Annotated in this window: 27 protein-coding genes and 1 pseudogene; 9 read left to right on the top strand and 19 right to left on the bottom strand. The window is 67.3% G+C overall.

What is annotated here, in order from left to right; all coding sequences use genetic code 11:
- Positions 1–51: 51 nt before the first annotated feature.
- The 3 genes and pseudogenes from PHLH3_RS07370 to PHLH3_RS07360 all read right to left on the bottom strand — a co-directional run bounded on the left by PHLH3_RS07370 (position 52) and on the right by PHLH3_RS07360 (position 2873).
- Positions 52–1068 (bottom strand): haloacid dehalogenase-like hydrolase, encoded by a 1017-nt coding sequence (locus PHLH3_RS07370; protein WP_244863059.1) that lies wholly within the window; start codon positions 1066–1068, stop codon positions 52–54.
- Positions 1069–1242: 174 nt separating this feature from the next.
- A pseudogene (locus PHLH3_RS07365) lies at positions 1243–1476 on the bottom strand (DUF1294 domain-containing protein); the annotation flags it as partial.
- 62 nt (positions 1477–1538) lie between these two features.
- On the bottom strand, positions 1539–2873 hold the full coding sequence (locus PHLH3_RS07360; RefSeq protein ID WP_173176448.1) for a DEAD/DEAH box helicase: 1335 nt from the start codon (positions 2871–2873) through the stop codon (positions 1539–1541).
- 200 nt (positions 2874–3073) lie between these two features.
- Here PHLH3_RS07360 and PHLH3_RS07355 point away from each other — a divergent pair, with 200 nt between their 5' ends.
- Both PHLH3_RS07355 and PHLH3_RS07350 read left to right on the top strand, forming a co-directional pair.
- A complete protein-coding gene (locus PHLH3_RS07355) occupies positions 3074–3619 on the top strand; it encodes a dihydrofolate reductase family protein (protein ID WP_213628738.1) in 546 nt (181 codons plus the stop codon).
- On the top strand, positions 3616–4032 hold the full coding sequence (locus PHLH3_RS07350) for an NUDIX domain-containing protein (RefSeq protein ID WP_213628737.1): 417 nt from the start codon (positions 3616–3618) through the stop codon (positions 4030–4032). Before PHLH3_RS07355 ends, PHLH3_RS07350 begins: the two co-directional genes overlap by 4 nt.
- Here the strand turns inward: PHLH3_RS07350 and rarD are convergent.
- From rarD to PHLH3_RS07335, 3 genes are all read right to left on the bottom strand, one after another.
- The gene (gene rarD / locus PHLH3_RS07345) at positions 4025–4939 is read right to left on the bottom strand and encodes an EamA family transporter RarD (protein ID WP_213628736.1); all 915 of its coding nucleotides are present in this window, start codon (positions 4937–4939) and stop codon (positions 4025–4027) included. The genes PHLH3_RS07350 and rarD overlap by 8 nt on opposite strands.
- 378 nt (positions 4940–5317) lie before the next feature.
- Positions 5318–5917 carry an FMN-dependent NADH-azoreductase gene (locus tag PHLH3_RS07340; RefSeq protein WP_173176440.1) on the bottom strand — a complete coding sequence of 200 codons (600 nt, stop codon included), beginning with the start codon at positions 5915–5917 and terminating at the stop codon, positions 5318–5320.
- A gap of 172 nt (positions 5918–6089) precedes the next feature.
- On the bottom strand, positions 6090–6404 hold the full coding sequence (locus PHLH3_RS07335) for a 3-phosphoglycerate kinase (RefSeq protein WP_111260638.1): 315 nt from the start codon (positions 6402–6404) through the stop codon (positions 6090–6092).
- Between the two features lie 104 nt (positions 6405–6508).
- On the opposite strand from PHLH3_RS07335, the gene PHLH3_RS07330 reads away from it, so the two are divergent.
- The 5 genes from PHLH3_RS07330 to PHLH3_RS07310 all read left to right on the top strand — a co-directional run bounded on the left by PHLH3_RS07330 (position 6509) and on the right by PHLH3_RS07310 (position 11314).
- Complete coding sequence (locus tag PHLH3_RS07330; protein WP_111260637.1) at positions 6509–7435, top strand: LysR family transcriptional regulator; 927 nt, start codon at positions 6509–6511, stop codon at positions 7433–7435.
- Between the two features lie 13 nt (positions 7436–7448).
- On the top strand, positions 7449–8249 hold the full coding sequence (locus PHLH3_RS07325) for an alpha/beta hydrolase (RefSeq protein ID WP_213628735.1): 801 nt from the start codon (positions 7449–7451) through the stop codon (positions 8247–8249).
- A gap of 2 nt (positions 8250–8251) precedes the next feature.
- Entirely contained in the window at positions 8252–8806 is a 555-nt protein-coding gene (locus PHLH3_RS07320) for a peptidylprolyl isomerase (protein WP_173176436.1), read from the top strand.
- A gap of 54 nt (positions 8807–8860) precedes the next feature.
- Complete coding sequence (locus tag PHLH3_RS07315; protein WP_213628734.1) at positions 8861–10690, top strand: ABC transporter ATP-binding protein; 1830 nt, start codon at positions 8861–8863, stop codon at positions 10688–10690.
- 360 nt (positions 10691–11050) lie between these two features.
- Positions 11051–11314, top strand: coding sequence for a DUF2790 domain-containing protein (locus PHLH3_RS07310; RefSeq protein ID WP_173176431.1), 264 nt, complete (start codon positions 11051–11053; stop codon positions 11312–11314).
- Between the two features lie 21 nt (positions 11315–11335).
- On the opposite strand, the gene PHLH3_RS07305 is transcribed toward PHLH3_RS07310, so the two are convergent.
- From PHLH3_RS07305 to PHLH3_RS07280, 6 genes are all read right to left on the bottom strand, one after another.
- Positions 11336–12466 carry a GNAT family N-acetyltransferase gene (locus PHLH3_RS07305; RefSeq protein ID WP_213628733.1) on the bottom strand — a complete coding sequence of 377 codons (1131 nt, stop codon included), beginning with the start codon at positions 12464–12466 and terminating at the stop codon, positions 11336–11338.
- 260 nt (positions 12467–12726) lie between these two features.
- Entirely contained in the window at positions 12727–14058 is a 1332-nt protein-coding gene (locus PHLH3_RS07300) for a porin (RefSeq protein WP_021219276.1), read from the bottom strand.
- Positions 14059–14327: 269 nt separating this feature from the next.
- A complete protein-coding gene (locus tag PHLH3_RS07295; RefSeq protein WP_213628732.1) occupies positions 14328–14561 on the bottom strand; it encodes a zf-HC2 domain-containing protein in 234 nt (77 codons plus the stop codon).
- Positions 14555–15166 (bottom strand): RNA polymerase sigma factor, encoded by a 612-nt coding sequence (locus PHLH3_RS07290; RefSeq protein ID WP_213628731.1) that lies wholly within the window; start codon positions 15164–15166, stop codon positions 14555–14557. Before PHLH3_RS07290 ends, PHLH3_RS07295 begins: the two co-directional genes overlap by 7 nt.
- On the bottom strand, positions 15166–16287 hold the full coding sequence (locus PHLH3_RS07285) for a beta-ketoacyl-ACP synthase III (RefSeq protein WP_213628730.1): 1122 nt from the start codon (positions 16285–16287) through the stop codon (positions 15166–15168). Before PHLH3_RS07285 ends, PHLH3_RS07290 begins: the two co-directional genes overlap by 1 nt.
- 514 nt (positions 16288–16801) lie before the next feature.
- Complete coding sequence (locus PHLH3_RS07280) at positions 16802–17233, bottom strand: HIT family protein (protein ID WP_213628729.1); 432 nt, start codon at positions 17231–17233, stop codon at positions 16802–16804.
- Between the two features lie 144 nt (positions 17234–17377).
- Here PHLH3_RS07280 and PHLH3_RS07275 point away from each other — a divergent pair, with 144 nt between their 5' ends.
- Positions 17378–18178 carry a class I SAM-dependent methyltransferase gene (locus PHLH3_RS07275; protein ID WP_213628728.1) on the top strand — a complete coding sequence of 267 codons (801 nt, stop codon included), beginning with the start codon at positions 17378–17380 and terminating at the stop codon, positions 18176–18178.
- Here the strand turns inward: PHLH3_RS07275 and PHLH3_RS07270 are convergent.
- On the bottom strand, positions 18175–18324 hold the full coding sequence (locus PHLH3_RS07270) for a hypothetical protein (protein WP_213628727.1): 150 nt from the start codon (positions 18322–18324) through the stop codon (positions 18175–18177). The genes PHLH3_RS07275 and PHLH3_RS07270 overlap by 4 nt on opposite strands.
- 87 nt (positions 18325–18411) lie before the next feature.
- Between PHLH3_RS07270 and PHLH3_RS30630 the strand changes: the two genes are divergently transcribed.
- Complete coding sequence (locus tag PHLH3_RS30630; RefSeq protein WP_280527453.1) at positions 18412–18546, top strand: hypothetical protein; 135 nt, start codon at positions 18412–18414, stop codon at positions 18544–18546.
- A gap of 64 nt (positions 18547–18610) precedes the next feature.
- Here PHLH3_RS30630 and PHLH3_RS07265 read toward each other — a convergent pair whose 3' ends face one another.
- From PHLH3_RS07265 to hrpA, 6 genes are all read right to left on the bottom strand, one after another.
- Complete coding sequence (locus tag PHLH3_RS07265) at positions 18611–19129, bottom strand: putative adhesin (RefSeq protein WP_111260623.1); 519 nt, start codon at positions 19127–19129, stop codon at positions 18611–18613.
- A gap of 184 nt (positions 19130–19313) precedes the next feature.
- Complete coding sequence (locus PHLH3_RS07260) at positions 19314–19613, bottom strand: HigA family addiction module antitoxin (protein WP_213628726.1); 300 nt, start codon at positions 19611–19613, stop codon at positions 19314–19316.
- A 135-nt stretch (positions 19614–19748) separates the two neighbouring features.
- Positions 19749–20789, bottom strand: coding sequence for an AAA family ATPase (locus PHLH3_RS07255; protein ID WP_213628725.1), 1041 nt, complete (start codon positions 20787–20789; stop codon positions 19749–19751).
- Between the two features lies 1 nt (position 20790).
- Entirely contained in the window at positions 20791–21381 is a 591-nt protein-coding gene (gene pnuC, locus PHLH3_RS07250) for a nicotinamide riboside transporter PnuC (protein WP_107328602.1), read from the bottom strand.
- A gap of 29 nt (positions 21382–21410) precedes the next feature.
- On the bottom strand, positions 21411–21935 hold the full coding sequence (locus PHLH3_RS07245; protein WP_074969123.1) for a DUF3087 domain-containing protein: 525 nt from the start codon (positions 21933–21935) through the stop codon (positions 21411–21413).
- 15 nt (positions 21936–21950) lie between these two features.
- Positions 21951–25850 (bottom strand): ATP-dependent RNA helicase HrpA, encoded by a 3900-nt coding sequence (hrpA, locus tag PHLH3_RS07240; protein WP_213628724.1) that lies wholly within the window; start codon positions 25848–25850, stop codon positions 21951–21953.
- Positions 25851–25903 lie beyond the last annotated feature (53 nt).

Genomic DNA, 25903 nt, shown 5'->3' with positions numbered 1-25903 from the left:
GCCGCTGGCGATACGGTTGCGCAGGGGGGCGACCCCGTGACGGAGGGTCGGTTACTGGATTTCCTCGGGCGTCACCACCACCCAGTTGCGGTCGGCGGTGACGGGCAGGCCGAGCTTCGCCTGCTGCTCGGCGTTCTTCTTCTGCATGGCGGTGATCTGGTCCATGTACTTGGCCTTGCGGTTCACCCAGACGCGCAGACCGCCCTTCTCCACGTCGGTGCCGTGGAAGAGCATGTAGCCATCGCTGTCAGGGGTATCGCCACCGACCAGGATGGGCTTCTTCCACTGGTCGATATAGGTGAGGATCGCCGCCTGCTTGCCGGCCATCCAGGTCGCCGGGGTCCACAGGTAGGGGGTGATCTCCAGGTCGAGGTTGGCCTTCTCGTCGTACTTGCCTTCCTCGATCTGCTTGCGTGCGGTGGTCAGCGCGCCGGTCTTGCGGTCCTTGAGCAGCGTGGTGACGCCGATGACGTTCTCCGGCTTCACGTTGTAGCCGTACCTGGGATCGGCGGCGACCATGCGCACCAGCTCCTCCAGCGCGGCGGTCATGATGTACACCTCGATGCCGTTCTCGCGCAGCTTGTTCATCAGCTCCTGCTGGCCGGTGAACAGCCTGGGCGGGTTGATCTCGATGGTCTTCACCTCGTCACCCTCGTAGTAGGTGGCGGGGACCGGCTTGCCGGAGGCCAGCAGCTCGTCGACGTAGCCCTTCAGCTCGCGCAACGTGAAGCCGGAGAACACCTGGGCCACCCAGGGGTAGCAGACCAGGTCGTCGAGTTCGCAGAGGCGGTAGTAGTAGCTGTTGAGGCTTTCCTTGTGGCCGTTCACGTCCTTGAACGGGATCAGCTTGAGCGAGGGGTCGAGCTTCTCGCGGGTCAGCACGCCCTTGGCCTCGAGGAACGGCAGCAACGACTCCTCCAGGTCGTAGCGGTAGCTGGTGTTGTCCATGTCGAACACCGCGTAGGCGCCCTTGTTGGCGTTGGCCGCGATCAGCGCATCGAGCTGCTTGGCGGCGGGCGCCGGCCAGTGCTTGAGTTCGGTGGCGAGGGTGGTGCCGGCCAGGCCCATGCACAGCGCGGCGGCGAGAATCGTCTGGGTGAGCTTCATCGTGTCGGGGTTCCCTGCGGTGGATGAGCGTGTGGGGAGCAGCCTCGCTCCAGCCCATCGACCCTAGCAAAACCCCGCAAGCACGAGCGGACCATTTCCGACGCCGACCATCCTCGCAGCGGCGCAGCCGGGGGTTCAGCGCCCCAGCAGCCACCACCCGAGCACGCCCAGGTGCAGGGCGACGATCGACCAGAACTTCACCTGGTAGGACAGCTTGCGATTCTTGTGACGGATCAGCCGCTGCGCCAGCAACCCGCCCGGCCAGCCGCCGAGCAGCTCGTAGAGGTGCAGGCGCGACTCCGGCGTGCGCTGGGCACCGGCGACGGCGAAGCGCTTGTCGCGCCAGTAGGCAATGAAGCAGACCGTGCTCATCGCCAGGTAGACCAGCAGCAGGCCTTGCGCCGCTGCCGGGACCGTGAAGCCGGCGAGACTCACTCGGCAGCGGGCTTCTTGCGCTTGAGCGGGGCCAGGCCGTCGGCGCTGACCACCTTGGACTCGTCGCGGCGCGGGCCGGAAGGCTTGCGCTTGGCGGCCGGCTTGGCCGAGGCCTTCTTGTCGCCCGCCTTCTTGTCGGTCTTTTTCTTCTTCACGCCGGCAGCCTTGCCGGAGGCCTTGACCTTCTTCGGGCCGCTGTAGCTGCCCTTGAGCTCCTTGATCACGCGGCGCTCGAAGCTCTGCTTGAGGTAGCGCTCGACGCTGGACATCAGGTTCCAGTCGTTGTGGCAGATCAGCGAGATGGCCAGGCCCTCGCCACCGGCACGCCCGGTGCGGCCGACACGGTGCACGTACTCGTCGCCGGAGCGCGGCATGTCGAAGTTGATCACCAGGTCCATGCCCTGGATGTCCAGGCCACGGGCCGCCACGTCGGTGGCCACCAGCACCTTGGTGCCGCCCTCGCGCACGCGGTCGATGGCCAGCTTGCGGTCCTTCTGGTCCTTGTCGCCGTGGAGCACGAAGGCCTTGTAGCCGGCCGCCACCAGGTGGCCGTAGAAACGGTCGGCCTGGGCGCGGGTGTTGGTGAAGACGATGGCCTTCTGGTAGTCCTCGTTGGCCAGCAGCCAGCGCGCCAGGGCTTCCTTGTGGGCGATATCGTCGGCGGTGATGATCTGCTGGCGGGTGGACTCGTTGAGCTGCTCGACGCCATTGAGGCGCAGGTGCAGCGGGTCGTTCAGCACCTTGGCCGACACCTCGCGCAGCGCCGCGCCGCCTGTGGTGGCGGAGAACAGCAGGGTCTGCTTGCGGTTGGCGCACTCGGCGGTGATGCGCTGCATGTCCTCGGCGAAGCCCATGTCGAGCATGCGGTCGGCTTCGTCCAGCACCAGCACTTCCACTTCCTTGAGGTCGACGGTGCCGGAGTTGAGGTGCTCGATCAGGCGCCCGGGGGTGCTCACCAGCACGTCGGGCAGCTTGCGCAGCATGGCGGCCTGGACCTTGAAGTCCTCGCCGCCGGTGACGATGCCGGACTTGATGAAGGTGAACTGCGAGAAGCGCTCGACTTCCCTCAGCGTCTGCTGGGCCAGCTCGCGGGTCGGCAGCAGGATCAGCGAGCGGATGCGCTCGCGGGGCTTGGCCTCGCCGATCAGGCGGTTGAGCAGGGGCAGCACGAACGCCGCGGTCTTGCCGCTGCCGGTCTGGGCGGTGACGCGCAGGTCGCGCCCTTCCAGCGCCGGGGGGATGGCCGCCTGCTGCACGGGCGTCGGTTCGGCAAATTTCAGCTCGGCCACGGCCTTGAGCAGACGTTCGTGCAGGGCGAATTGGGAGAACACGGGTGCTACCTCGATCGAAAGCTTGAAAAACAGCTGCATAGGTTAACGGTTGTCGCGCCCGAACGCCCGAATTCTGTGCGCCTCGCGGTAATTTCCCGACGTTGCGGCGATTGCTGAACCCAAGGGGCCGTGCTCCACTCCAAACGCTTCAGTCCCCGACGGATTTCACCGCCGGCACAGCCTACCCGTCGGAGCCCCGCATGAGTGCATCGCTGATCTACTACGTCGCCGCCAGCCTGGACGGCTACATCGCCCGCCCCGACGGCAGCGTCGACTGGCTGCAACCGGTCGAACAGTCCGGCGACGATCACGGCTATGGCGCCTTCTACGACAGCGTCGACGGCCTGCTGATGGGACGCGGCACCTACGAGACGGTGCTGGCCATGGGCGGGGCCTGGCCCTACCCCGGCAAGCCCTGTACCGTGCTGACCCGCGCGGAGCTGGAGCCGGCAGCGCCGCAGGTGCGGATCGCCCATAGCACCCCGGCCGAAGCCCTGGCCGACCTCGCCGAGGCCGGCTGCCAGCGCGTCTGGCTGGTGGGCGGCGGTTCGCTGGCCGGCACCTGCTATGCGGCGGGCCTGATCGACGAACTGATCGTCAGCGTCATCCCGCACCTGCTCGGCGCCGGCATCCAGATGTTCGCCACCGGACTTGAGCGCCGCCTGCAACTCCACGAACAACGCAGCTTCAGCACCGGCGTGGTGCAGCTGCACTACAAACTGCTGCCGGAAGCCCCCGTCACATGACCACCCTGATCCTCTCCGCCGCCTGCCTGCTCGACGACTCCCACCGCCTGCTGCTGGTCCGCAAGCGCGGCACCCGCGCCTTCATGCTGCCCGGCGGCAAGCGCGAAGCGGGCGAGTCCGCCCTCGCCGCCCTGCAACGGGAACTGCACGAAGAACTCGACCTGCAGATGGACGCCAGCGCGCTGCAGCCGCTCGGCCGCTTCCGCGCGCCGGCCGCCAACGAGCCCGATACCTGGGTGGATGCGGAAATCTTCGTCGCCCGCCTGCCGCACCCGGTGGAGGCGGCGGCAGAGCTGGAGGAACTGGCCTGGCTGGCCCCGGGCGCGACCCCGCCGGCCGAGCTTGCGCCCCTGCTGCGCGACCAGGTGCTGGCCGCGCTGGCCGAGCACCAGGCCGCCAACGTCCTCAGCTGAGGGCCCGGTTCGCCCGCTCCTGGCGCGCCTGCTTGCGCAGCAGCTGGGCGCTGTCCCAGCCAATCAGCAGCACCGCCAGCCAGATCGGCAGGTAGGTCCAGAACTGCGCCGGGTCGAACGCCTCGCCCAGGAACGCCACCGCCACGGCGAACAGCAGCACCGGCTCGACGTAGCTGAGGATGCCGAACAGCCCCAAGGGCAGCAGCCGGCTGGACGCCATCATCGCGGCGAAGGCCAGGGTGCCCAGCAGGCCCAGCCCGGGAATCAGCCACCACAGTTGCGGGGCCTGGACGAACGCGCCCTCCGGCCCGTGGGCGATGATCAGCCAGGCCGCCAGCGGTGCCAGCATCGCCATCTCCAGGATGAAGCCGGACAGCGCGTCCAGGCGCATCCAGCGGCGCAGCATGAAATACGGCGGGTAGCCCAGCGCGGTGACCAGGGTCAGCCAGGAAAACGCCCGGGTCATCCACAGCTCGTGGAGCACCCCGGCCATGGCACAGAGCACCGCCAGCAACTGCAACGGCCGCAAGCGCTCGTTATAGAAAAGGCGCCCACAGAGCACCATCACCAGCGGCAGCAGGAAATAACCGAGGGAAACCTCCAGCATCCGCCCCTGCAGCGGCGCCCAGAGGAACAGGCCCCACTGCAGCCCGATCAACAGCGCGGCCAACGGCAAGGCCGCCAGCAGCAGCGGTTCCCGGCACAGGCGCACGAGCACCTCGCGCAACACCGCCCACTGCCCCATCAGCGCCACCAGCAGCAGCACCGCCGGAATCGACCAGAGCACCCGCTGGGCGAAGATCTGCACGCCATCGAGCGGTGCCAGCTCGCGCACGTAGCCGGGCATCAGGGCGAACAGCACCGATGCAGTGAGTGACAGCGCGACCCCGCGCCCGGAGAGCCTCATGGCCACACCGCAACGCGTGGAGAGATGAACGAAGACATGGCAGGCCTCTGATTGCAGCCGGCGAAAATACCCGCTCGCCGCCACCAGGGAAAGCTTACCCACCCGCCTGCGGGCCCGCTGGGACCAACCCGGCATCGATGGGCCTGAAAGCGGCAACCTCCCCAATCCAGCCCGCAGGATGGGTCGGGCGGCGTTCCGCGAGCGAAGCGAAACCCATGCTGCTGCTCTCGTCTCAACTCCGCTTGGTGGAGGTAAAAAGCGACCTCCACCCTACGCCCGGGCCACCACCGTGCAGGGGTCTTTCGCGCGCCCATAAAAAAACCCGGCCATGGGCCGGGCAAGGGATATGCACAAAGGAGCGGGTGAAACGGTGGAGCCTCAGGCGACCTTGGCGACCAGCGCCTTGGCCTGGGCGATGCCCTTTTCCTGGAACTCGGTGCCCATGTTCATGCCCTCGGCATGGATGAAGGACACATCGTGGATACCGATGAAACCCAGCGCCTGGCGCAGGTAGGGCTCCTGGTGATCGAACGGGCCGCCGGCGTAGACGCCGCCACGGGCGGTCAGCACATAGGCGCGCTTGCCGGTGAGCAGGCCCTGGGGGCCGGTCTCGGTGTACTTGAAGGTGACCCCCGCACGCAGCACGTGGTCCAGCCAGGCCTTCAGGGTGCTGGGGATGGCGAAGTTGTACATGGGCGCGGCCAGCACCAGCACGTCGGCGGCCAGCAGCTCCTCGGTCAGCAGGTTGGAGCGCTCCAAGGCGGCCTTCTCGGTCTCGCTGTGCTGGTCGGCAGGCTTCATCCAGCCACCGAGCAGGTCGGCGTCCAGGTGCGGCACCTGCTCCACGGCCAGGTCGCGGACGGTGATCCGGTCAGCCGGATGGGCGGCCTTCCACTGGGCGAGGAACGCCTGGGTCAGGTCGCGGGAAATGGAACCCTGCTGGCGGGCGCTGCTTTCGATCACGAGGACGTTGGACATGTTTGCTGCTCCATCGATTTGTAGGGGTGGGGATTCGATGGAGCGCAGGTTATCCAGACACAATTCGATAAAAAAGCGAATTAATCCGCTACTAACAATCGACAAAATTGATTTATAAAGAAGCCCTCACTAGGCTGGAGCCTTGTGCTGACTTCCTTTTAGGAGTTTTCGCCTAGGCAGGCTTGCAGGTGAGGCCAATGCGCAGACGGATGATGCTGCGGTTGAACTTGGCGGTGAGGTAGACGCTCTTGCCACCCTCGATCACCGCGCGACGGATCTTCGGGGTCTCCGGGCCGTTGGTGAAGCGCACCGTGCATTCGGCGCGGGCCTCGCCCAGGTTGTAGACGTTGATCGAACCCATGTTGTGATCGATGTCATCGGTCGTGTAGGTGATCTCGCTACCGTTGTATTGCTTCTCCACCTCGATGGGGTAGGCGAAGGCGGCGACGGGCAGGCAGGCCAGCAGGGCACAGAGCGTTCTTTTCATTGGAGGTCTCCAGCGCGGGACCGCCAGCTTACACAGAGCGTCAGGCGAGGTCATCGGCACGGCCGCATGTTTCCTGACCGATACACAAGAAGAAGGAGCAAGGCATGAAAGCGCCCCGGGTAACCCTGGATCAGTGGCGGACCCTGCAGGCGGTGGTCGACCACGGCGGCTTCGCCCAGGCGGCGGAGGCCACCCACCGTTCGCAGTCATCGGTCAGCTACACCGTGGCCCGCATGCAGGAACAACTGGGCGTACCGCTGCTGCGCATCGACGGACGCAAGGCCGTGCTCACCGAGGCCGGCGAGGTGTTGCTGCGGCGCTCGCGGCAACTGGTCAAGTCCGCCAGCCAGCTGGAGGAGCTCGCCCACCACATGGAACAGGGCTGGGAAGCCGAGGTGCGCCTGGTGGTGGATGCCGCCTACCCCACCGCGCGCCTGCTGCGCGCCCTGGCCGCCTTCATGCCGCAGAGCCGCGGCTGCCGCGTGCGCCTGCGCGAGGAAGTGCTTTCCGGCGTCGAGGAAGTGCTGCTCGAAGGCACCGCCGACCTCGCCATCACCGGCCTCAACATCCCCGGCTACCTGGGCACCGAGCTGTGCAACGTCGAGTTCGTCGCCGTCGCCCACCCCGACCACCCGCTGCACCGCCTGCAGCGCGACGTCACCTTCCAGGACCTGGAAACCCAGCTGCAGGTGGTGATCCGCGACTCCGGCCGCACCCAGCCGCGCGATGTCGGCTGGCTCGGCGCCGAGCAACGCTGGACGGTGGGCAGCCTGGCCACCGCCGCCAACTTCGTCAGCAACGGCCTGGGCTTCGCCTGGCTGCCACGCCACATCATCGAGCGCGAACTCAAGGAAGGCCTGCTCAAGCCGCTGCCCATGGACCAGGGCGGCACCCGGCACCCCGGCTTCTTCCTCTACGCCAACAAGGAGAAGGCGCTCGGCCCGGCCTCGCAGATCCTCGTCGAGCTGATCAAGACCTTCGACTCGGCGCCGCTCAACGCGCCCTTCGCCGCCCCCCTGCCCAACGCCTGAGGGAGAGACGCCCATGCCCTGGTTCGACAACGACGGCTGCCAGCTGCACTACGAGGAATACGGCCAGGGCGCGCCCCTGCTGCTGGTGCACGGCCTCGGCTCCAGCACCCGCGACTGGGAATACCAGGTGCCGGTGCTCGCCGCCCGCTACCGGGTGATCGCCCTCGACGTGCGCGGCCACGGCCGCTCCGACAAGCCCGGGGGCCCCTACGCCATCGCGGACTTCGCCGATGACGTCGCCGCCCTGATCGAACACCTGCAACTGCCACCCGTGCACCTGGTGGGCATCAGCATGGGCGGCATGATCGGCTTCCAGCTCGGCGTCGACCGCCCCGAACTGCTCAGGAGCCTGACCATCGTCAACAGCGGGCCCGAGGTGAAGCCTAAGACCCCGCGCGACTACTGGGAAATCGCCCGGCGCTGGACCCTCTCGCGCCTGATGAGCCTGGACACCATCGCCAAGGCCCTGGCCCGCCTGCTGTTCCCCCGCCCTGAACAGGCCGAGCTGCGGCGCAAGGTGGAAGAGCGCTGGCCGCAGAACGACAAGCGTGCCTACCTCGCCTCCCTCGACGCCATCATCGGCTGGGGCGTACGGGAACGCCTCGGCCGCATCACCTGTCCTACGCTGGTGATCACGGCCGACCGCGACTACACCCCGGTCGCGCAGAAGGAGGCCTATGTCAGGGAAATGCCCGACGCGCGCCTGGTGGTCATCGAAGACTCCCGCCACGCCACACCGCTGGACCAACCACAACGCTTCAACGCCACCCTCCTCGGCTTCCTCGAAGAAGTCGAGGCCAACAAGGAACGATGACAATGCTGAAGAAAATCGCCCTCGCGGCCTGCGCCCTGCTGTTCACCGCCAACCTCATGGCCGCCGACAAGCCCCACGTGCTGATCAACACCTCGGCCGGCGAGATCGAGCTGGAACTCGACGACGCCAAGGCGCCGATCACCGTGAAGAACTTCCTCGACTACGTGGACGCCGGCTTCTATGACGGCACCGTGTTCCACCGCGTGATCCCCGGCTTCATGATCCAGGGCGGCGGCATGGACGCGTCCATGAACGAGAAGAAGACCCGCGCATCGATCAAGAACGAAGCCGACAACGGCCTGCACAACGTGCGCGGCACCATCGCCATGGCACGCACCCAGGCCACCGACTCGGCCACCAGCCAGTTCTTCATCAACCACCGCGACAATCCGGCCCTGGACCACGGCGCCCGCGGCTTCGGCTACGCCGTGTTCGGCAAGGTGGTGCGCGGCCTCGAGGTGGTCGACCAGATCGCCAACGTGCCCACCGGCAACCGTGGCATGCACCAGAACGTTCCGCTGCAACCGGTGGTGATCCTCTCCGCCAAGCGGCTCTGAACCAAGGCGGCCCGCCAGCCTGGCGGGCCGCTCCCCGCGACAAGGACCCGAAGGATGTTTCGCCGCTTCGAACACCTGATCGACACCTTCAAACCCGCTCCCGACAGCATGCCGCCACGTGGCGTCGTGCAGTTCTATCTCCATTACCTGCGCCAGGTCTGGGGGGTGTTCGCGATCCTCCTGCTGGTGGGCCTGGTCGTCGCCCTGATCGACGTCGCCCTCTACAGCTTCCTCGGCCGCATCATCGACCTGGCCCAGCACAGCGCGGCCGATACCTTCTTCGCCGACCACTCGACCGAACTCATCTGGATGCTGGTGGTGGCGCTGATCCTGCGGCCGATCTTCAACGGCCTGCACGACCTGCTGGTGCACCAGAGCATCAACCCCAGCCTGACCAACCTGATCCGCTGGCAGAACCACCGCTACGTGCTCAAGCAGAGCCTGGCCTTCTACCAGAACGACTTCGCCGGGCGCATCGCCCAGCGCATCATGCAGACCAGCAACTCCCTGCGCGACTCGGCCGTGCAGGCGGTGGACGCCATCTGGCACGTGCTGATCTACGCCGTCAGCGCCCTGGTGCTGTTCGCCGAGGCCGACTGGCGGCTGATGATCCCGCTGCTGCTGTGGATCGCCGGCTACATCGCCGCGCTCTGGTACTTCGTGCCACGGGTCAAGCTGCGCTCGGTGGCCGCCTCGGATTCGCGCTCGCGGCTGATGGGGCGCATCGTCGACGGCTACACCAACATCACCACCCTCAAGCTGTTCGCCCACACCAGCCTGGAGGAGCAGTACGCGCGCGAGGCCCTCAGCGAGCAGGTGCACCGCGTGCAGCAGACCAACCGCATGGTCACCGGCATGGACGTGGTCATCACCACCCTCTCCAGCGTGCTGATCGTCGGCACCACCGGCTTCGCCCTGTGGCTCTGGACCCAGGACATCATCACCGTCGGCGCCATCGCCCTGGCCACCAGCCTGGTCATCCGCATCAACAACATGTCCGGCTGGATCATGTGGGTGGTCAGCGGCATCTTCGAGAACATCGGCCAGGTGCAGGACGGCATGCAGACCATCTCCCAGCCGCGCGCCGTCCAGGACCAGGACGACGCCAAGCCGCTGCAGGTGCCGCGCGGCGAAGTGCGCTTCGAGCGCATCGGTTTCCATTACGGCAAGGGCCGCACGGTGTTCGAGGGGCTCGACCTTGAGGTCCGCCCCGGCGAGAAGATCGGCCTGGTCGGCCCCTCGGGCGCCGGCAAGTCCACCCTGGTCAACCTGCTGCTGCGCCTCTACGACCTGGACAGCGGGCGCATCCTGGTGGATGGCCAGGACATCGCCCACATCACCCAGGAAAGCCTGCGCGAGCAGATCGGCATGGTCACCCAGGACACCTCGCTGCTGCACCGCTCGATCCGCGACAACCTGCTCTACGGCAGGCCCGGCGCCACTGACGAGGAGCTCTGGGAGGCGGTACGCAAGGCCCGCGCGGCGGAGTTCATCCCCTACCTCTCCGACGCCCAGGGCCGCACCGGCTTCGACGCCCATGTCGGCGAGCGCGGCGTCAAGCTTTCCGGCGGCCAGCGCCAGCGCATCGCCATCGCCCGGGTGCTGCTCAAGGACGCGCCGATCCTGATCCTCGACGAAGCCACCTCGGCACTGGACTCGGAAGTGGAAGCGGCGATCCAGGAAAGCCTGGAGACCCTCATGCAGGGCAAGACGGTGATCGCCATCGCCCACCGCCTCTCCACCATCGCCCGCATGGACCGCCTGGTGGTGCTCGACCAGGGCCGCGTGGTGGAAAGCGGCAGCCACGCCGAACTCCTCGCCCAGCGCGGCCTCTACGCCCGCCTCTGGCACCACCAGACCGGCGGCTTCGTCGGGGTGGACTGATCGCAGCCCGAGCCCAGGCCCGACCTCCGCACGGTGGAGGTAAAGAGCGACCTCCACCCTACGTCACGGGCGACCCCGAGGCGGCGCACACGCAGGGTGGATGCCGCTTCACCCATCCACCAGCGGTGATGAACAAGGCTCCGATGTCGGTCCCAACCGCAGCTCGCTGTGGGTTTCGCATCGACAAACCTCTCTATCGATAGCGATGATCTCGACTACAACAACCATCAATTTCCGCGATGAAAGCGGCGGTGGTCATATAGGCCCCGTACAAAGCAGCAACCCAAACCCGTAGCAGGAAGCCATCGCGCACCGGGTTTCAGTTGAGGCTTTCCAACCGCCCATCGAGGAAAGATCAGCATGAAAATCGCAGCCGCCGTCACCGCCGTCCTCTCCAGCCTGGCCCCCGCCGTATTCGCCGCCGAAAGCCGCGAGCCGGGCGCCGACCTTACCGCCGTCGAATACCACTACGGCATGAACGTGGACGTGCAGAAGGTCATCTACCGCACCGACAACACCAGCAAGTCCGGCGTCGTGCCCGTGGTGCTGGTCTACGAGGACAGCAAGGGCGAAGTGCACAAGATGAAGTTCCTGGAATGGGGTGGCAGCGTCAGCAACAGCTGATCGCCACCGGCAGACGGGGGCTCATTCCCCCGACTTGCGATACGGCAGCAGGCCCCGCGCTTCTTCGGCATAACCGAGGATCGCGGGGCGCTCCTGCTCCAGGAAGTCCGCCACCGCCTCGCGCAGGCCGGGGTGGACGAGGTAATGCCAGGAGCGGGTGATCACCGGTTCGAACCCCCGGATCAGCTTGTGCTCGCCCTGGGCACCGGCGTCGAAGAGGGGCAGCGCGCCAGCGATGGCCATGTCGATGCCCTGGTAGAAACAGGTCTCGAAATGCAGGCGGTCGAACTCCGCCAGGCAACCCCAGTAGCGCCCGTAGAGCGCCCCCGAATCCACCAGTGAGAAAGCCATCGCCACCGGCCGCGCGCCTTGCCTGGCCAGCACCACGCGAATGGCCTGGGGCATGCGTTCGGCCAGCAGGCTGAAGAACGCCCGCGTCAGGTAGGGCGCCTGGCCGCGCACCTCATAGGTGTTGGCGTAGCAGGCGTAGACGAAGTCCCAGTCCGCCTCGCTCATTGCGCCCCCTTCGTGCCACTCGAAGCCGATGCCCTGCCCCGCCACCTGCTCGCGCTCCTTGCGCACCTGCTTGCGCTTGCGCGAGGAAAAGGTGTCGAGGAAGTCCTGGAAGTCCCGATAGCCCCGGTTGTGCCAGTGGTACTGGCAGCCCAGGCGCTCCAGCCAGTGCTCGCGGCCCTGCAGGCGGGCATCGGCGAAGGCGTCGGTGAAGTTGACGTGCAACCCGGACAGCCCCGCCGCCTCCAGCTCGGGGACCAGCTCGTCGATCAGCGCCGCCGCAGCCTGGTCATGGCCCAGCAGGCGCGCGCCCCCCACCGGCGAGAAGGGCACGGCGGCCAGCAGCTTGGGGTAGTAGGGGATGCCGGCGCGCTGGCAGGCATCGGCCCAGCCCCAGTCGAACACGTACTCGCCATAGGAATGCGCCTTCACGTAGGCCGGCATCGCCGCGAGCAACTCGCCACCCGCGCCACGCAAAAGGCGATGGGCCGGCCACCAGCCGCTGCGCCCGCCGATGCTGCCGCTGTCCTCCAGGGTGGAAAGGAAGGCATGACGCAGGAAGGGCTGGTCGTCCTTCAGCAGGGCATCCCAACTGGCGGCGTCGACTTCGGAAAGGCGGGAAAGGGTCTGGATCGGCATGGCGACCAGTCTGGCCTGCGGCGCCGGCGAAAAAAAGCCTGTCGCAGAGAATTCATCGACGATGAGCCCAGAAGGCTGTGCCGTAGGTTGGCGCCGAGCGCAGCGAGGCCCAACGGAGCGTGGCTGGACCTCGCATCGTTGGGTTTCGCGCCTCTACCCAACCTACGACCCCTTGCCCCCTCCCGGACATCGCGAAAGGCGCGCCCATAAAAAAGCCCCGCCGAAGCGGGGCTCAAGAAGGAGCGGATGAACGGTATTGCTTAGAACACGTACTGGGCGCGCACCACGAAGCCGTCGCCGCTGTCATCACCCACACGGTTGGTGAAGTGGTCGGTCTTGGCCTTGGTGTACATGCCGCTGATCTTCACCGCTTCGTTGGCGTACCAGTTCACACCGATGTTGTGGACCTTGGCTTCGGTGTCTTCGGCATCACGCAGGAAGGTCTGGTTGGCAGCAGCCAGGACGGCAACGTCGTTGTCAGCCGAGATGCTGTCGTAGCGGTAGTAGATTTCCCAGGCGCCGGTCTGCTTGTTGGCAGGCTTGATGGCGTCGAACTTGCCCATTTTGTAGCCACGCGCTTCACCGGTCAGGGTGTAGGCGGCCTGGACGTAGAAACCATCGGCTTCCAGGTCGGACTGGGCGCCAGCGGAGTCGGTCTCGCGCTTCATCCACTCACCCTGGATGGAGAACGGGCCAGAGGCGAAAGCGGCTTCCAGGCCGAAGGCGGTGTCGTCGTCCCAGAAGGACGTGGCGGAGTTGGTGCCGGCCAGCACGGCGCGGTTGCCCAGGTTGCCGGAAGCGTTACCACCGTTGGTGTCCACGCCACGCATGCCCAGACGGGAGCGGTAGCGAACGTCGGCACCGGCCACGTCGTCCAGTTTGCGCTGGGCGAAGTTCACACCGAAGTGCAGCACGTTGCCGGCTTCGGCCATCGGTGCGAACACGCCACGGGCGTTGAACTGCTTGACGCTGTCGCCTTCGTCGTCGTTGGCATCCTTGCTGGTCAGGCTGGTGGAAACGTAGGCGTAGTTGCTGATCAGCGCCTGGACCTGAACGCCGAGGCCGTCCTGGTGGGTGTTGGCCCAGTCGATCACTTCGTTCATGGCGTTACGCTCGAGAGCGGTCACCCACTTGGAGCTGGTGGCTTTTTCCAGGCCGAAGTCGGGGTCGAAACGACCGACGCGGATGGTGATCGGGTTGAAGCCGGTGTAGCTGATGGAGGCTTCGTCGAAGTTACCGCTGTTGGCAGCACCGCTGCTGTTGCCGGAGTTCTCGGAGAAGTCATAGGCAACGGCGTAGGCCCAGTCGGTGTAGGCGATGCCGGAGAGTTCCAGGTAGGCGCGGCGGAAGTAGGCAGCGTCACCGGTGTCGCCATTGCGGGTGTACAGGCCATCGAAGCGACCGTAGTCGGCTTGCAGGCGGCCGCCCAGCTTGAAGGCGAAGGACTTGTCGGTGGTAGCGACTTCAAGGCCGCCCTTGGTCTTGATAACGATGTCGGTGCCGTCGGTGGTGACGGTACCAGCGAAAGCCTGGGCGGAAATGGCCAGGGCCATGGCGCTGGCGGCAAAACCGGCGAAGTGCTTACGGATCATCGAAGATTCCCCTGTTGGTCTTTAGTGCTGGAAAACACCCGAGCGTTGGGCTCGTTCGTGCTGGGGGGAATGTTGGCGGGGGGTTATTTCAGCTCAGTTGCTTTTAGATAAATGTTTTATGACAGAGGAACTTTTTCATCGCCATTGGGAATATGGGAGAAACCGCTCTAGGCCGGGCTTTACAGCCAAGCGAAGCGGCAAGCTGTCGCAGCGTGGCATGCAACCGGATATGACAACACGACGAACATGTTACGGCGCGATGACCGGCTTCAGGGGGATTCGTGGCGTGCCCTGGCGAGCCGTTCTGCCAGGTTTTCATCACCGTCGGGAGCCGGTTCGGACAATTGCCTGAACACTGCTCGGGTGAGGTTCAACTGGGCGAGGAAGCGCCGGCAATGGGGGCAGATCAGCAGGTGCTGGCGCACGCCCAGGCGCTGCACGACGCCTAGCTGGCCATCGATGTAGTCGCTGGATCGGGCGACCAGCTCGCGGCAGTTCAGCATTGGCCCGTCTCCTCGAAGTGTTCCAGGGTGGCGAACAGCTTGAGGCGCCCACGATGCAGCAGCACCCGGACATTGGAGAGCGAAACCTCCAGCAGGTTACAGATCTCCTGCAACTCCAGGCCCTGGCGCTCGCGCAGCAGCAGCACGCTGCGCTGCAGGTCGGAAAGGCTCAGCAGGGTCTTCTCCAGGCACTGGCGCAGCTCCTCCTCGGCGAGCAGGGCCTCGGGAGAGTCCTCGTGCCAGGCGGAGGGGGCGGCCAGCCAGTGGCCGTCGGCGGCGAAGCGCGTGTCGTCCAGGGTGCCGTGGGGCGCGGGCAGGTCGTCGAGCAGGACTTCGCGGCGGCTCTGCTTGAGCCGGGTACGGGCGGTGTTGGCGACGATGGTCAGCAGCCAGGTCTTCAGGCTGGAGCGCTGCTGGAAGCTGTCCAGGCTGCGCACCACGGCGAGCCAGGCATCCTGCACCACCTCCTCGGCATGCCGGCCGCCGACGATGGCGAAGGCCACGGCGCGCATGGCGCCCTGGTAGGTATCGATGAGTTCGCGGAACGCCTGCTGCTGCCCCGCCCTGAGGCGCGGCAGCAGTTCGTCGTCCGCGGGAGCGGCCATCAACGCTTGCGCAGGATCACACTGCCGATGGAGTAACCGGCACCGAAGGAGCTGAGCACGCCCAGGGCACCGCTGGGCAGGTCGTCCTGGTACTTGTGGAACGCGATCACCGAACCGGCGGAGCTGGTGTTGGCGTAGGTGTCGAGGATCACCGGCGCCTCGTGGGCCTCGGCGTCGCGACCCAGCAGCTTGCGGGCGATCAGCAGGTTCATGTTGAGGTTGGCCTGGTGCAGCCAGAAGCGCTTCACGTCGGTGACCTCCAGCGCGTTCTCCTGCAGGTGCGCGGCGATCAGCTCGGCGACCATGGGGCAGACGTCGCGGAACACCTTGCGGCCTTCCTGCACGAACAGCTTGTCGCGGGCACCGATGCCCTCTTCCGCCGCGCGGTTGAGGAAGCCGAAGTTGTTGCGGATGTTGTTGGAGAACTGGGTCAGCAGCTTGGTGCCGACGATGTCGAACTGGTACTTCGAGGTGGCCTGGTCGGCACGCTCGATGATCACCGCAGTGGCCGCGTCGCCGAAGATGAAGTGGCTGTCGCGGTCGCGGAAGTTCAGGTGGCCGGTGCAGATTTCCGGGTTGACCATGAGGATGGCGCGCGCCTGGCCGGTCTGTACGGCGGTGGTCGCCGCCTGGATGCCGAAGGTGGCCGAGGAGCAGGCGACGTTCATGTCGTAGCCGAAGCCCTGGATGCCCAGGGCGGCCTGGACCTCGATGGCCACCGCCGGGTAGGCACGTTGCAGGTTGGAGCAGGCGACGATCACGCCATCGATATCGGCGGCGGTGCGGCCGGCACGCTCCAGGGCCTGCTTGGCGGCTCCGACGGCCATCTCGCAAAGCACGCCCCATTCTTCGTTGGAGCGCTCGGGAATGCGCGGAACCATGCGTTGCGGGTCGAGGATGCCGTCCTTGTCCATCACGAAGCGGCTCTGGATCCCCGAGGCCTTCTCGATGAAGGCGACGCTGGATTCGCTCAGCGCCTCGACCTCGCCACGCTCGATGGCGGCGGCGTTCTCGGCGTTGAAGGCCTGGACATAGGCGTTGAAGGAAGCCACCAGTTCTTCGTTGGAGATGCTCTGGGACGGGGTGTAAAGGCCGGTGCCACTGATCACGACTTTGTGCACGGTCGATCCTCTCGGTACTGGGCTGTGGCGCGGCACAGCCGGTTGGGCAGTTGGTCACTGGACGAAGGCTCGGCCAGCATTGGAAAAAGGCTCATCCCGCTACGCGGGACGGAACAGCGAATCCTTGTTGTATCGGGGCGCCCAGGGGGCACGGCGGCAGGCGCGAGGGCCTTCTCACGGCTCGTCGCAGGATAGCAACGGCCCCGCGCGCAAGGCGCGAATTCTGCCACAGCGCGGGCCCTTCCGGGGTACCCGCGCCGCTGCGTCGGACCATCGGCCAGCGCAGGCACGAGTGCCCGGAAGCTCGCCCGGCGGGGCTGAATGCGTCGAGCAGGTAGGACTTATCCTACAAACGCCTCCGTCCATTGTGGTTATAGATGCTCGACGCGGCACCCAGGACACAGGTGGACGAGTGGGAAAATCGGCTTATATGCGGCTAAAAAGGCCAAATCGACCGCCCACAGGACGCGAACGGCCGCTTTCTCCGCCGGCCGCCCGCGACCTGCGACGGGCGTCAGAGGCGCTTGAGCAGACGCGCCTGCAGCGCTTCCAGCTCCGCCGGATCGGCCTTCTTGCTGGCGTGGATGCCCAGGGCCTCGCCCTCGAAGCGGGGGACGATGTGCATGTGGATATGGAACACCGTCTGCCCCGCCGGGGCCCCGTTGAACTGCGCCACCTGCACGCCGGCCGGCTCCAGCTCCTCCACCAGCACGCGCGCCAGGCGCTGCACCACGGCCATGACCTTGGCCAGCGCATCGGGGTCGATATCGAGGATGTTGCGCGCCGCCGAGCGCTTGGGGATCACCAGGGTGTGGCCGTAGGACTGCGGGAAGATATCGAGGAAGGCGAGCACGTCGTCGTCCTCGTAGAGCTTGTAGCACGGGGCCTCGCCACGAATGATCTGGGCGAAGACGTTCTGCGGATCGTAAGTGCCGTGAAGGCTCATCGTGGCGCTCCATTTGCCGTTTGCTGACCGCGCACCTTAACGCCCGCCGCCGCCGGGTTGAACCCCCGGCAAACGATCCGGTTCCAAAACGATGCCGGGCGCGGCACCCTTGCGCCCACCACTCCCCCTCGCAAGGAACGCAGCATGACCGGCAAGCCGCCGCCCCTGGACATCCTCCGACACAACAGCGCCGCCTGGGACCGCCAGGCCCGGCAACACTGCGAATGGTCGCGCCCCGTGGACGCCGCCACCATCGCCGCCGCCCGCGCGGGCGACTGGCAGGTGCGCCTCACGCCCGGCCCGCTGCCCGCCGGCTGGCTCCCCCAGGTGCGCGGGCTGCGCATCCTCTGCCTGGCTTCCGGTGGCGGCCAGCAGGCCCCGGTACTGGCCGCCGCCGGTGCCGAGGTGCTGGTGCTGGATGCCTCCGCCGAGCAGCTCGCCCGCGACCGCGAGGTGGCCGGGCGAGACGGCCTGCAGCTGGAAACCCTGCAAGGCGACATGCGCGACCTCTCGGCCCTGGCCGATGCGCGTTTCGACTGCGTGTTCCACCCCATCTCCAACCTCTACGTGCCGGATATCCGCCCCGTCTGGCGCGAGTGCTTCCGCGTCCTGCGCCCCGGCGGCCGGTTGCTGTCGAGCTTCTACAACCCGGTGGTGTTCGTCGCCGACCGCGATCCGCACCATGCCGAGCAGGGCCTGATCAAGCCGCGCTTCACCCTGCCCTATTCCGACCTCGACGACCTGGGTCCAGAGGAGCTGGCGGCCAAGCGCGAACGCGGCGAGGCCCTGGTGTTCGGCCACAGCCTGGCGCAGCAGATCGGCGGGCAGCTGGAAGCCGGCTTCGTGCTGCGCGGCTTCCACGAAGACGCCCAGCCGAACCCGCGCTTCGTGATCGACAGGTACCTGCCGACCTTCCTCGCCACCTGGGCGGAGAAGCCTCTCTAGGGAAGGCGCATCCGCTCGGCCAGAAAGTCCAGCAACACCCGCACCCGTGTCGGCAGGTGCCCGCCCTGGCCGCCGCAGATCGCCACGTCGGCGCGGGTCTCCAGCAGGTCCACCACCGCGTCGGTGAGGCTGATGTCGAGGGTCACCTCCGGTTACAGGGCGAGGAACTCCGGCAGCACCGGGATCAGGTACTGCCGGCCGATGGGCACGTTGCAGCTGATGCGCACCCGCCCATGGGGCCGCGCACTGGCCCCGGCCTCACCGCCCTGCCCTGGGCCGCCGCCAGCCTGCCGATCCTCGCCCTTGCGGTCGCCTTCTTCGCCCTGCGCCTGGAAAAACGCCGCGACGCCCGCCTGGCAATGGCCTGAGCCAGCCCAACGAAAAAGGCCGCCGCCGGATCACTCCAGCGGCGGCCTTTCTCTGTGGAGCCCGTCAGTTTCTGACCAGCTCCCCGCCCTCCATAATGACGTCGCTCAGATTGATCACTTCGCGACATGCCGCCCAATGGCAGTTCCTGCCGCTGAATTCATACAGGAGGTCCTCCAGGAACACGCCCTTGGTCGAACCGATGCCGCTCTGCTGCACCGTCACCAACCTTGACAGGGAGCGGGCCTCACCTAGCTGCAGACTCTGTGGCGACATCAGCACGTAGTTCTTGATCTGATCACCGGCTTCATAGGTGACGGGCAGACGATCATTGCTAGCACGCATCGTCTTGCACATCTCCGACAGCCCATTGGTCACGTCGATGAGCTTGCCGATGTCATTGTCCAGCGTGCTCAGGCTGGAAAATTGGCCGCTCTGGTCAGGGCACCAGAAGGTGATAGTGGTGTTCGACGGCACCGTGATCATCCTCGGGCGATTACGGTAGACCCGGCAGAACCCGCCATGCCCGGCGAACACCATGATGTTGCACATGAACACGTCGTCATGAATCTCGGCCAGTTTCATGGGTCACTCCATTGACGGTCGCCGAAGGAAAGACGGCAGGGACAGCGGATTGAACATAGCAGCGCGGATTTCGGGGCGCCAAAGCCATCCGTCCCTTGCTCGCCAGCATTCACTCCACCTGGGAGCGGAAAGGCACCCTGTCGAATCGGTGACGGTTTTCCCTGTAGACAAACCCACCCACGAGTCAGGCGACGCGAGGGGACACATCGGCCTCGATTTCCGCACCGTGGTCCAGCTCGGCGACCCGCAAGTCATAGGCAGCCTGCAGGTTGAGCCAGGACTGCGCCTCGCCACCGAAGTAGCGGGCCAGCCGCAGCGCGGTATCGGCGGAAATGGCGCGACGCTCCTTGACGAGCTCGTGCAGGCGGGTGGCCGGAACGCGCAAGGCACCGGCCAGCGCGTTGACGCTCATGTCCAGCGGCACGAGGAATTCCTCACGGAGGATTTCACCGGGATGGATGGGACGCATGCCGTTCTTGATCATTGGCAGTCACCGTAGGTTGGGTAGAGGGACGAAACCCAACGATACAGGGCTCGGCTCCGCGCCGTAGGCCATCGGAGTGGCATCAATCGCGGATGAATCCGCTCCCACAGGAGCAGCCGCCCCGTAGCCCGGGCTTCAGCCAGGGGAGCCACCGTGCAGGGCATCCAGCACCTGCTCCACCCGCGCCTCCAGCGGGCCGGTGAGTACCTGGAAGGGCCAGCCGCGGCGTTGCAGTTCGGCGCGGTACCAGGCCTGCTGGCGACGGCGGAAGGTTTCGTCCTGGCGGGTGCCGTCCTGCACGAAGGGGAAGTCGTCGGCGCAGAGGAAGGTGTGCGCGTAGGGGCGTTCGGCCAGGGTGGCCAGCTCGGCCTCGGCGCGGCCGAACATCGCCTGGCTGTAGAACAGCGTGGTCAGCGCCGAGGTGTCGCAGACCAGGTAGCGCCCGGCCGTGAGCGCCGCCCGGTCTTCCCGCGCCACCTGGTTGCGGCCGATGTGCAGCAGGTCATCGAACTCCAGCTGGCCGTCCTTCGCCACCCAGTGCTCGCGGCCGAATTCGGCAACGCAAGGCGCGTCGAGCGCGGCGGCCAGGGCGATGGCGAGGCTGCTCTTGCCGGTGGATTCGCCACCGAGCAGGACGATGCGTTCGACGAAATCGGCGTGCACCTCCGGCGCGAGGAAGTCCCGCAACCCGTGCGGGTCGGCCCGCAGGCGGGTGCCGGAGACGGGCACGGCGAGGCGCTGCGGGTCGACGCAGACGTGCCGCACCGGGTGCCCGAAGACACCCGCCAGGTGCGCGGCGAACCCCTCGCCATAGCCCTCGCTGGTGAACACCGCGTCCACCGTGGTGCCGAACACCGCCTGGCAGAACTCGGCGACGAACTGGCGCGGCGCGAACTCGGGGGCGTCGTTGTGGGGCAGGTCGGGCAGGCGCTTGCCCTCCTCCCGCCAGGCCCGGATGCGGGCCGGGGTGACTACCTCGGCCTGCAATTCCGGAAAGCGCAGGCGCAGCCAGCGCTCACGGCGCCCGGCCTCGCAACCCGGCAGCTCGGGCAGGGACCAGCAAAGCAGCAACAGCCGCTCGCATTGCCCCTGGGCCGCGCGGATCAGCCGCTCATGGCCCAGGTGCAGCGGCGAGAACTTGCCCACCACCAGGCCGGTGCGAAAGGCCGCGCTCATCTCAGGCCGGCTCCTGTCCGGCCACCGGTGCGGCGGCCTCGCGCAGCTCACGGCGCCAGCGGTACAGGCCGTACCAGGCGTTGCACCAGAACAGCGTGTAGAGCCCGGCGGTGAGGTACAGCTCGCGGGAGGCGTAGAGCGGCACCGCCAGGGTGTTCACCAGCAGCCAGGCGTACCAGTTCTCCAGGCGCCGGCGCATCAGCAACAGTTGCGCCAGCACGCTGAAGGTCAGCACCAGGGAGTCCACCAGCGGTGCGTAGGCGTCGGTGAAGTGGTGCAGCAGCGCCCCGTAGGCCAGCGCCACCACCACCGCCAGGGCCGCCATCCACGCCAGCGTGCCTGGCGCGGTGCGGCTCACCGGCAGCTGGGTGCCGGCGTTGCCACGCAACCAGGCCCACCAGCCCAGGGCGCTGGTGACGATGAAGAAGCCCTGCAGGGTGACGTCGGCATACAGCTGGGACTCGAAGAACAACCAGCCGAACAGCACGCAGCCGAGGATGCCGCTGGACCAGGTGTGCACGCTGTTGCGCGCCGCCAGCAGCACGGCGATCAGGTTCACCAGGTCGGCGACGAGTTCGAGGGTGGAAGGCATGGGGTCGTCCTTGTCCGATGCGGCCGGGTTCAGCCGAAGCGCTTGACCGCGTCCAGCCAGTCGCGCTCCAGGCGCCCCTGCTCCGGGTCGAGCCCCAGGGCCAGCATGGCCTCGCGGTGCGCATCGATCTCGCGGACCATCTGGCTGAGGTCGGAGGTGTTGCCGTCCAGCTGGTGCATCTGGGTCACGCCCAGGTGGTAGAAGCGCAGCAGCTTCATCGCCGCCGGGTCGTTCACGGCGACGCCGGCCTTGACCCGGTGCATCAGGTTGGTGACGCGCATCAGGCTGCGCTTGAGCCCCCAGCCATAGACCGCCGGCGCCATGAACGGGCGCGGCCAGAACTGCAGGCGCACCAGGGCCACCGTCACCGCCAGCCCGGCCAGCACGCCGGCCAGGTTCCAGCGGAAGTTGTCGCCACCGGGGGTGCCGAACAGCTGCACGCTGGCGGTGGCGAACAGCATGGCCAGGGCGATGAACAGCACGGCGATGCCGATGGCGATGCGCCGGGTCTTCTCGCGGTACAGCTCGGGGCTCATGGGGCGGATTTCGAACAGCACATCACTCACGGATCAACCCTCCACCTGGGTCCACTGCTTGTTGAGACGCTTGTCGGAGACCGGCATCTTCGTCCCCAGCTGCTGGGCGAAGAGGGACACGCGGTACTCCTCCAGCATCCAGCGGTACAGCACCAGCTCGGGGTCGCGCTTGCCTTCCTGGGCATGCTTGGCCAGGCGCGCCTGGTACTGCTCCCAGTAGCCGGCCAGCTCGCCGGACCAGACGCGGTCGCGCTGCAGCTGGGCGCCGATCTTGTCGAAGCGCTGCTCGATGGCCTTGAGGTAGCGCGGCACTTCCTTCAGCCACTCGGCCGGGGTCTCGCGGACGAAACCGGGGTACACCAGGTTGCCCAGCTGCGCCTTGATGTCGTTGAGCGCCACCGCCTGGGCCAGGTCGATGCGGCCCTTGAAGCGCTTCTGCAGGCCATGCCAGAGCTTGAGGATGTCCAGGGTCAGGCGGGCCAGGCGTTCGGCGTGCTCGGCCCAGGCACCGCGCTTCTTCTCCGCCAGCGAGGCCAGGGCCGCGCCGTCGCGGGGCAGGCTGACTTCGCCGTCGAGGATGCAGCTGTCGAGGCTGGCCAGGAGGATGTCCTCCACCAGCGCGTCGACCCGGCCCATGTCACGGTACAGCAGGCCCAGCTCGGTCAGGCCCGGCAGCTTGCCGCGCAGGTACTTGGCCGGCTCGGCCAGTTGTTGCAGCAGTAGGCGCTGCAGGGCGCGGCGGTGCTGCCAGTCGGCCTCGGCCTGGGTGGGGAAGCGGCTTTCCTTGACGCTGCCGCCCTCCTCCACCAGCGCCGGGTAGACGGTCATCGAAAGGCCGGCGACCTTCTGCTGGGTCTTCTCCGCCACCTGGGCGAAGCCCTTGGCTTCCACCGGGCGCTGCTCGCCCTGCTTCTGCGGAATGGCCAGGGCGGCCTGGCTGGCCTCGGCGAAGCGCGCGGTCAGCTCGGCCAGGTCGCGGCCTTCGCCGAGGAACTTGCCGCGCGCGTCCACCACCTCGATGTTCATCTTCAGGTGGTGCTCCAGCAGGCCGGCGGCTTCCGCCCAGGCCTCCTCGGGCACGCGGGCGCCGGTCATGCGCTGCAGTTCGCGGCCCAGCGCCTCGGGCAGCGAGCCCTGGGCGAAGGCCAGCTTGGCCAGCGCGGCCTTCACGAAATCCGGCACCGGCACGAAGTTCTTGCGGATGGCCTTGGGCAGGTTGCGCACCAGGGCCACGCACTTGGCTTCCAGCAGGCCGGGCACCAGCCAGTCGAGGCGCTCGGCGGGCAGCTGCGGCAGCAGGGGCGCGGGCACCCGCAGGGTCACGCCGTCACGCGGGTGGCCGGGTTCGAAGTGGTAGTCCAGCGGCAGTTGCAGCTCGCCGATGCGCAGGGTGTCCGGGTACTGCGCGGCCGTGACTTCGCTGGCTTCGCGGGCCAGCACGTCCTCCTCGCGCATGATCAGCAGCTCGGGGTTCTTCGCCCGCTCGCGCTCGTACCACTTCTCGAAGCTGGCGGTCTGGTAGATGTCCTCGGGCAGGCGCGCGGCGTAGTAGCCAAAGAGGGTTTCCTCGTCGGCGAGGATGTCGCGGCGGCGGGCCTTGGCCTCCAGCTCGTCGAGCCGTTCCAGCAACTGGCGGTTGGCGGCCAGGCACTTGGCGCGGCTGTGGATCTCGCCCCGCACCAGGCCCTCGCGGATGAACAGCTCGCGCGCCACCGGCGGGTCGATGGGGCCGTAGTGCACCGGGCGACGGCCGACCACGATCAGCCCGTAGAGGGTGACCTGCTCGTAGGCCACGACCTGGCCACGGCGCTTCTCCCAGTGCGGCTCCAGGTGGTTCTTCTTCACCAGGTGGCCGGCCAGGGGTTCCAGCCAGTCGGGGTCGATCTTGGCGACCATGCGCGCGAACAGCTTGGTGGTCTCCACCAGCTCGGCGGCCATGATCCACTGCGGGCGCTTCTTGGCGATCACGGTGGAGGGGTGGATCCAGAAACGCCGCTGGCGGGCGCCGAGGTAGTCGCCGTCCTCGCTCTTCTGGCCGATCTGGCTGAGCAGGCCGGAGAGCAGCGCCTTGTGCACGCGCGGGTAGTCCGCCGGCTCCTTGTTGAGGGTCAGCTTGAGTTCACGGCAGATCAGCGTCAGCTGGCGGTGGGCATCGCGCCACTCGCGCAGGCGCATGTAGTTGAGGAAGTTCTTCCGGCACCAGGTGCGCAGGGCGTTGGAGCCCAGCGCCTGGCGCTGCTCCTCGAAGCCGCGCCAGAGGTTGACCAGCGCGGCGAAGTCGGAATCGGCGTCCTTCCATTGCGCGTGGGCCTGGTCGGCGGCCTGCTGGCGATCCATCGGCCGTTCGCGCGGGTCCTGCACCGAGAGCGCGCTGGTGATCAGCAGCACCTCGTCGAGGCTGCCCTGGTGGGCGGCCTCCAGCAGCATGCGGCCCAGGCGCGGGTCCACCGGCAGGCGTGCCAGCTGGCGGCCCAGGGGCGTGAGCTGGCCCTCGCGGTTCACTGCCGAGAGTTCCTGCAGCAGGGTGAAGCCGTCGCTCACCGCCTTGCCGTCGGGCGGTTCGATGAAGGGGAAGTCGGCGATGTCGCCCAGGCGCAGGTGGAGCATCTGCAGGATCACCGCCGCCAGGTTGGTGCGCAGGATCTCCGGGTCGGTGAACTCGGGGCGGCCGAGGAAGTCCTCCTCGCTGTACAGGCGCACGCAGATGCCCGGCTCGACCCGGCCGCAGCGGCCCTTGCGCTGGTTGGCGCTGGCCTGGGACACGGCCTCGATGGGCAGGCGCTGGACCTTGGCGCGGTAGCTGTAGCGGCTGATGCGAGCGGTGCCGCTGTCGATCACGTAGCGGATGCCGGGCACCGTCAGCGAGGTTTCGGCGACGTTGGTGGCGAGCACGATCTTGCGGCCCGCCATGGGCGCGAAGATCTTCTGCTGCTCGGCCGGGGTCAGCCGTGCATACAGCGGCAGCACCTCGGTGTGGCGCAGGTTGGCCTTGCGCAGCACCTCGGCGGCGTCGCGGATCTCGCGCTCGCCGGGGAGGAACACCAGCACGTCGCCCGGGCGCTTGCCTTCGGCGCGCTCGTGGTCGGCGATCTCGTCCAGGGCGCGGAGGATGCCCTGGTCCACCGACAGGTCGTCGAACAGCGGCTCGCCGTTCTCGTCCACCTCGGCGGCCAGGGGCCGGTACCAGGTGTCCACCGGGTAGGTGCGGCCGGAGACTTCGACGATGGGCGCATCGCCGAAGTGCTTGGAAAAGCGCTCCAGGTCGATGGTCGCCGAGGTGATGATCAGCTTCAGGTCCGGGCGGCGCGGCAGCAGGGTCTTCAGGTAGCCCAGGAGGAAGTCGATGTTCAGGCTGCGCTCGTGGGCCTCGTCGACGATGATCGTGTCGTAGCGCTCGAGCAGGCGGTCGTGCTGGGTCTCGGCCAGGAGGATGCCGTCGGTCATCAGCTTGATCAGGCTGCGCTCGTTGGACTGGTCCTCGAAGCGCACCTGGTAGCCCACCAGTTCGCCCAGGGGCGTGCCGATCTCCTCGGCCACGCGGGTCGCCACGCTGCGCGCGGCCAGCCGGCGCGGCTGGGTGTGCCCGATCAGGCCGTGGGTGCCGCGGCCGATCTCCAGGCAGATCTTCGGCAGCTGGGTGGTCTTGCCCGAGCCGGTCTCGCCGGCGATCACCAGCACCTGGTGCTTCTCCAGGGCGGCCTTGATCTCGTCGCGCTTGGCGGCGATGGGCAGGGCGTCGTCGTAGCGCATGCGCGGCACGCTGGCGCGACGAGCCTCGACCTTGGCGCAGGAAGCCTGGAAGCGTTCCAGCCACTGGGCGAGCTTCGCCTCGTCCGGCTTCTTGTGCAGCTCGTGGAGCTGGCGGCGCAGGCGATGGCGGTCGGCGATCAGGGCGTGGTCGAGGTTCTTGTGCAGGGAGGCGATGTCGGTCATCAGGCGCTGGGCAATCGTGGCAAAGGCGCGATTGTCGCAGATTCCGCCCCCGC

It is taken from the genome of Pseudomonas sp. Pc102 (assembly GCF_018408275.1).
GTDB lineage: Bacteria > Pseudomonadota > Gammaproteobacteria > Pseudomonadales > Pseudomonadaceae > Metapseudomonas > Metapseudomonas tohonis.
Note: the sequence above shows the minus strand (reverse complement) of the source record. Positions and strands in the feature narration are given on the sequence as shown.

Coding starts and splice junctions, on each gene's coding strand:
- PHLH3_RS07310 (WP_173176431.1), top strand. CDS start 11,051: ATGAAAATCGCAGCCGCCGTCACCGCCGTCCTCTCCAGCCTGGCCCCC.
- PHLH3_RS07305 (WP_213628733.1), bottom strand. CDS start 12,466: ATGCCGATCCAGACCCTTTCCCGCCTTTCCGAAGTCGACGCCGCCAGT.
- PHLH3_RS07340 (WP_173176440.1), bottom strand. CDS start 5,917: ATGTCCAACGTCCTCGTGATCGAAAGCAGCGCCCGCCAGCAGGGTTCC.
- PHLH3_RS07320 (WP_173176436.1), top strand. CDS start 8,252: ATGCTGAAGAAAATCGCCCTCGCGGCCTGCGCCCTGCTGTTCACCGCC.
- PHLH3_RS07290 (WP_213628731.1), bottom strand. CDS start 15,166: ATGGCCGCTCCCGCGGACGACGAACTGCTGCCGCGCCTCAGGGCGGGG.
- PHLH3_RS07355 (WP_213628738.1), top strand. CDS start 3,074: ATGAGTGCATCGCTGATCTACTACGTCGCCGCCAGCCTGGACGGCTAC.
- PHLH3_RS07315 (WP_213628734.1), top strand. CDS start 8,861: ATGTTTCGCCGCTTCGAACACCTGATCGACACCTTCAAACCCGCTCCC.
- PHLH3_RS30630 (WP_280527453.1), top strand. CDS start 18,412: ATGGGGCCGCGCACTGGCCCCGGCCTCACCGCCCTGCCCTGGGCCGCC.
- PHLH3_RS07325 (WP_213628735.1), top strand. CDS start 7,449: ATGCCCTGGTTCGACAACGACGGCTGCCAGCTGCACTACGAGGAATAC.
- PHLH3_RS07330 (WP_111260637.1), top strand. CDS start 6,509: ATGAAAGCGCCCCGGGTAACCCTGGATCAGTGGCGGACCCTGCAGGCG.
- PHLH3_RS07335 (WP_111260638.1), bottom strand. CDS start 6,404: ATGAAAAGAACGCTCTGTGCCCTGCTGGCCTGCCTGCCCGTCGCCGCC.
- PHLH3_RS07265 (WP_111260623.1), bottom strand. CDS start 19,129: ATGAAACTGGCCGAGATTCATGACGACGTGTTCATGTGCAACATCATG.
- PHLH3_RS07260 (WP_213628726.1), bottom strand. CDS start 19,613: ATGATCAAGAACGGCATGCGTCCCATCCATCCCGGTGAAATCCTCCGT.
- PHLH3_RS07275 (WP_213628728.1), top strand. CDS start 17,378: ATGACCGGCAAGCCGCCGCCCCTGGACATCCTCCGACACAACAGCGCC.
- PHLH3_RS07280 (WP_213628729.1), bottom strand. CDS start 17,233: ATGAGCCTTCACGGCACTTACGATCCGCAGAACGTCTTCGCCCAGATC.
- PHLH3_RS07300 (WP_021219276.1), bottom strand. CDS start 14,058: ATGATCCGTAAGCACTTCGCCGGTTTTGCCGCCAGCGCCATGGCCCTG.
- PHLH3_RS07370 (WP_244863059.1), bottom strand. CDS start 1,068: ATGGGCCTGGCCGGCACCACCCTCGCCACCGAACTCAAGCACTGGCCG.
- PHLH3_RS07255 (WP_213628725.1), bottom strand. CDS start 20,789: ATGAGCGCGGCCTTTCGCACCGGCCTGGTGGTGGGCAAGTTCTCGCCG.
- PHLH3_RS07350 (WP_213628737.1), top strand. CDS start 3,616: ATGACCACCCTGATCCTCTCCGCCGCCTGCCTGCTCGACGACTCCCAC.
- hrpA (WP_213628724.1), bottom strand. CDS start 25,850: ATGACCGACATCGCCTCCCTGCACAAGAACCTCGACCACGCCCTGATC.
- rarD (WP_213628736.1), bottom strand. CDS start 4,939: ATGAGGCTCTCCGGGCGCGGGGTCGCGCTGTCACTCACTGCATCGGTG.
- pnuC (WP_107328602.1), bottom strand. CDS start 21,381: ATGCCTTCCACCCTCGAACTCGTCGCCGACCTGGTGAACCTGATCGCC.
- PHLH3_RS07295 (WP_213628732.1), bottom strand. CDS start 14,561: ATGCTGAACTGCCGCGAGCTGGTCGCCCGATCCAGCGACTACATCGAT.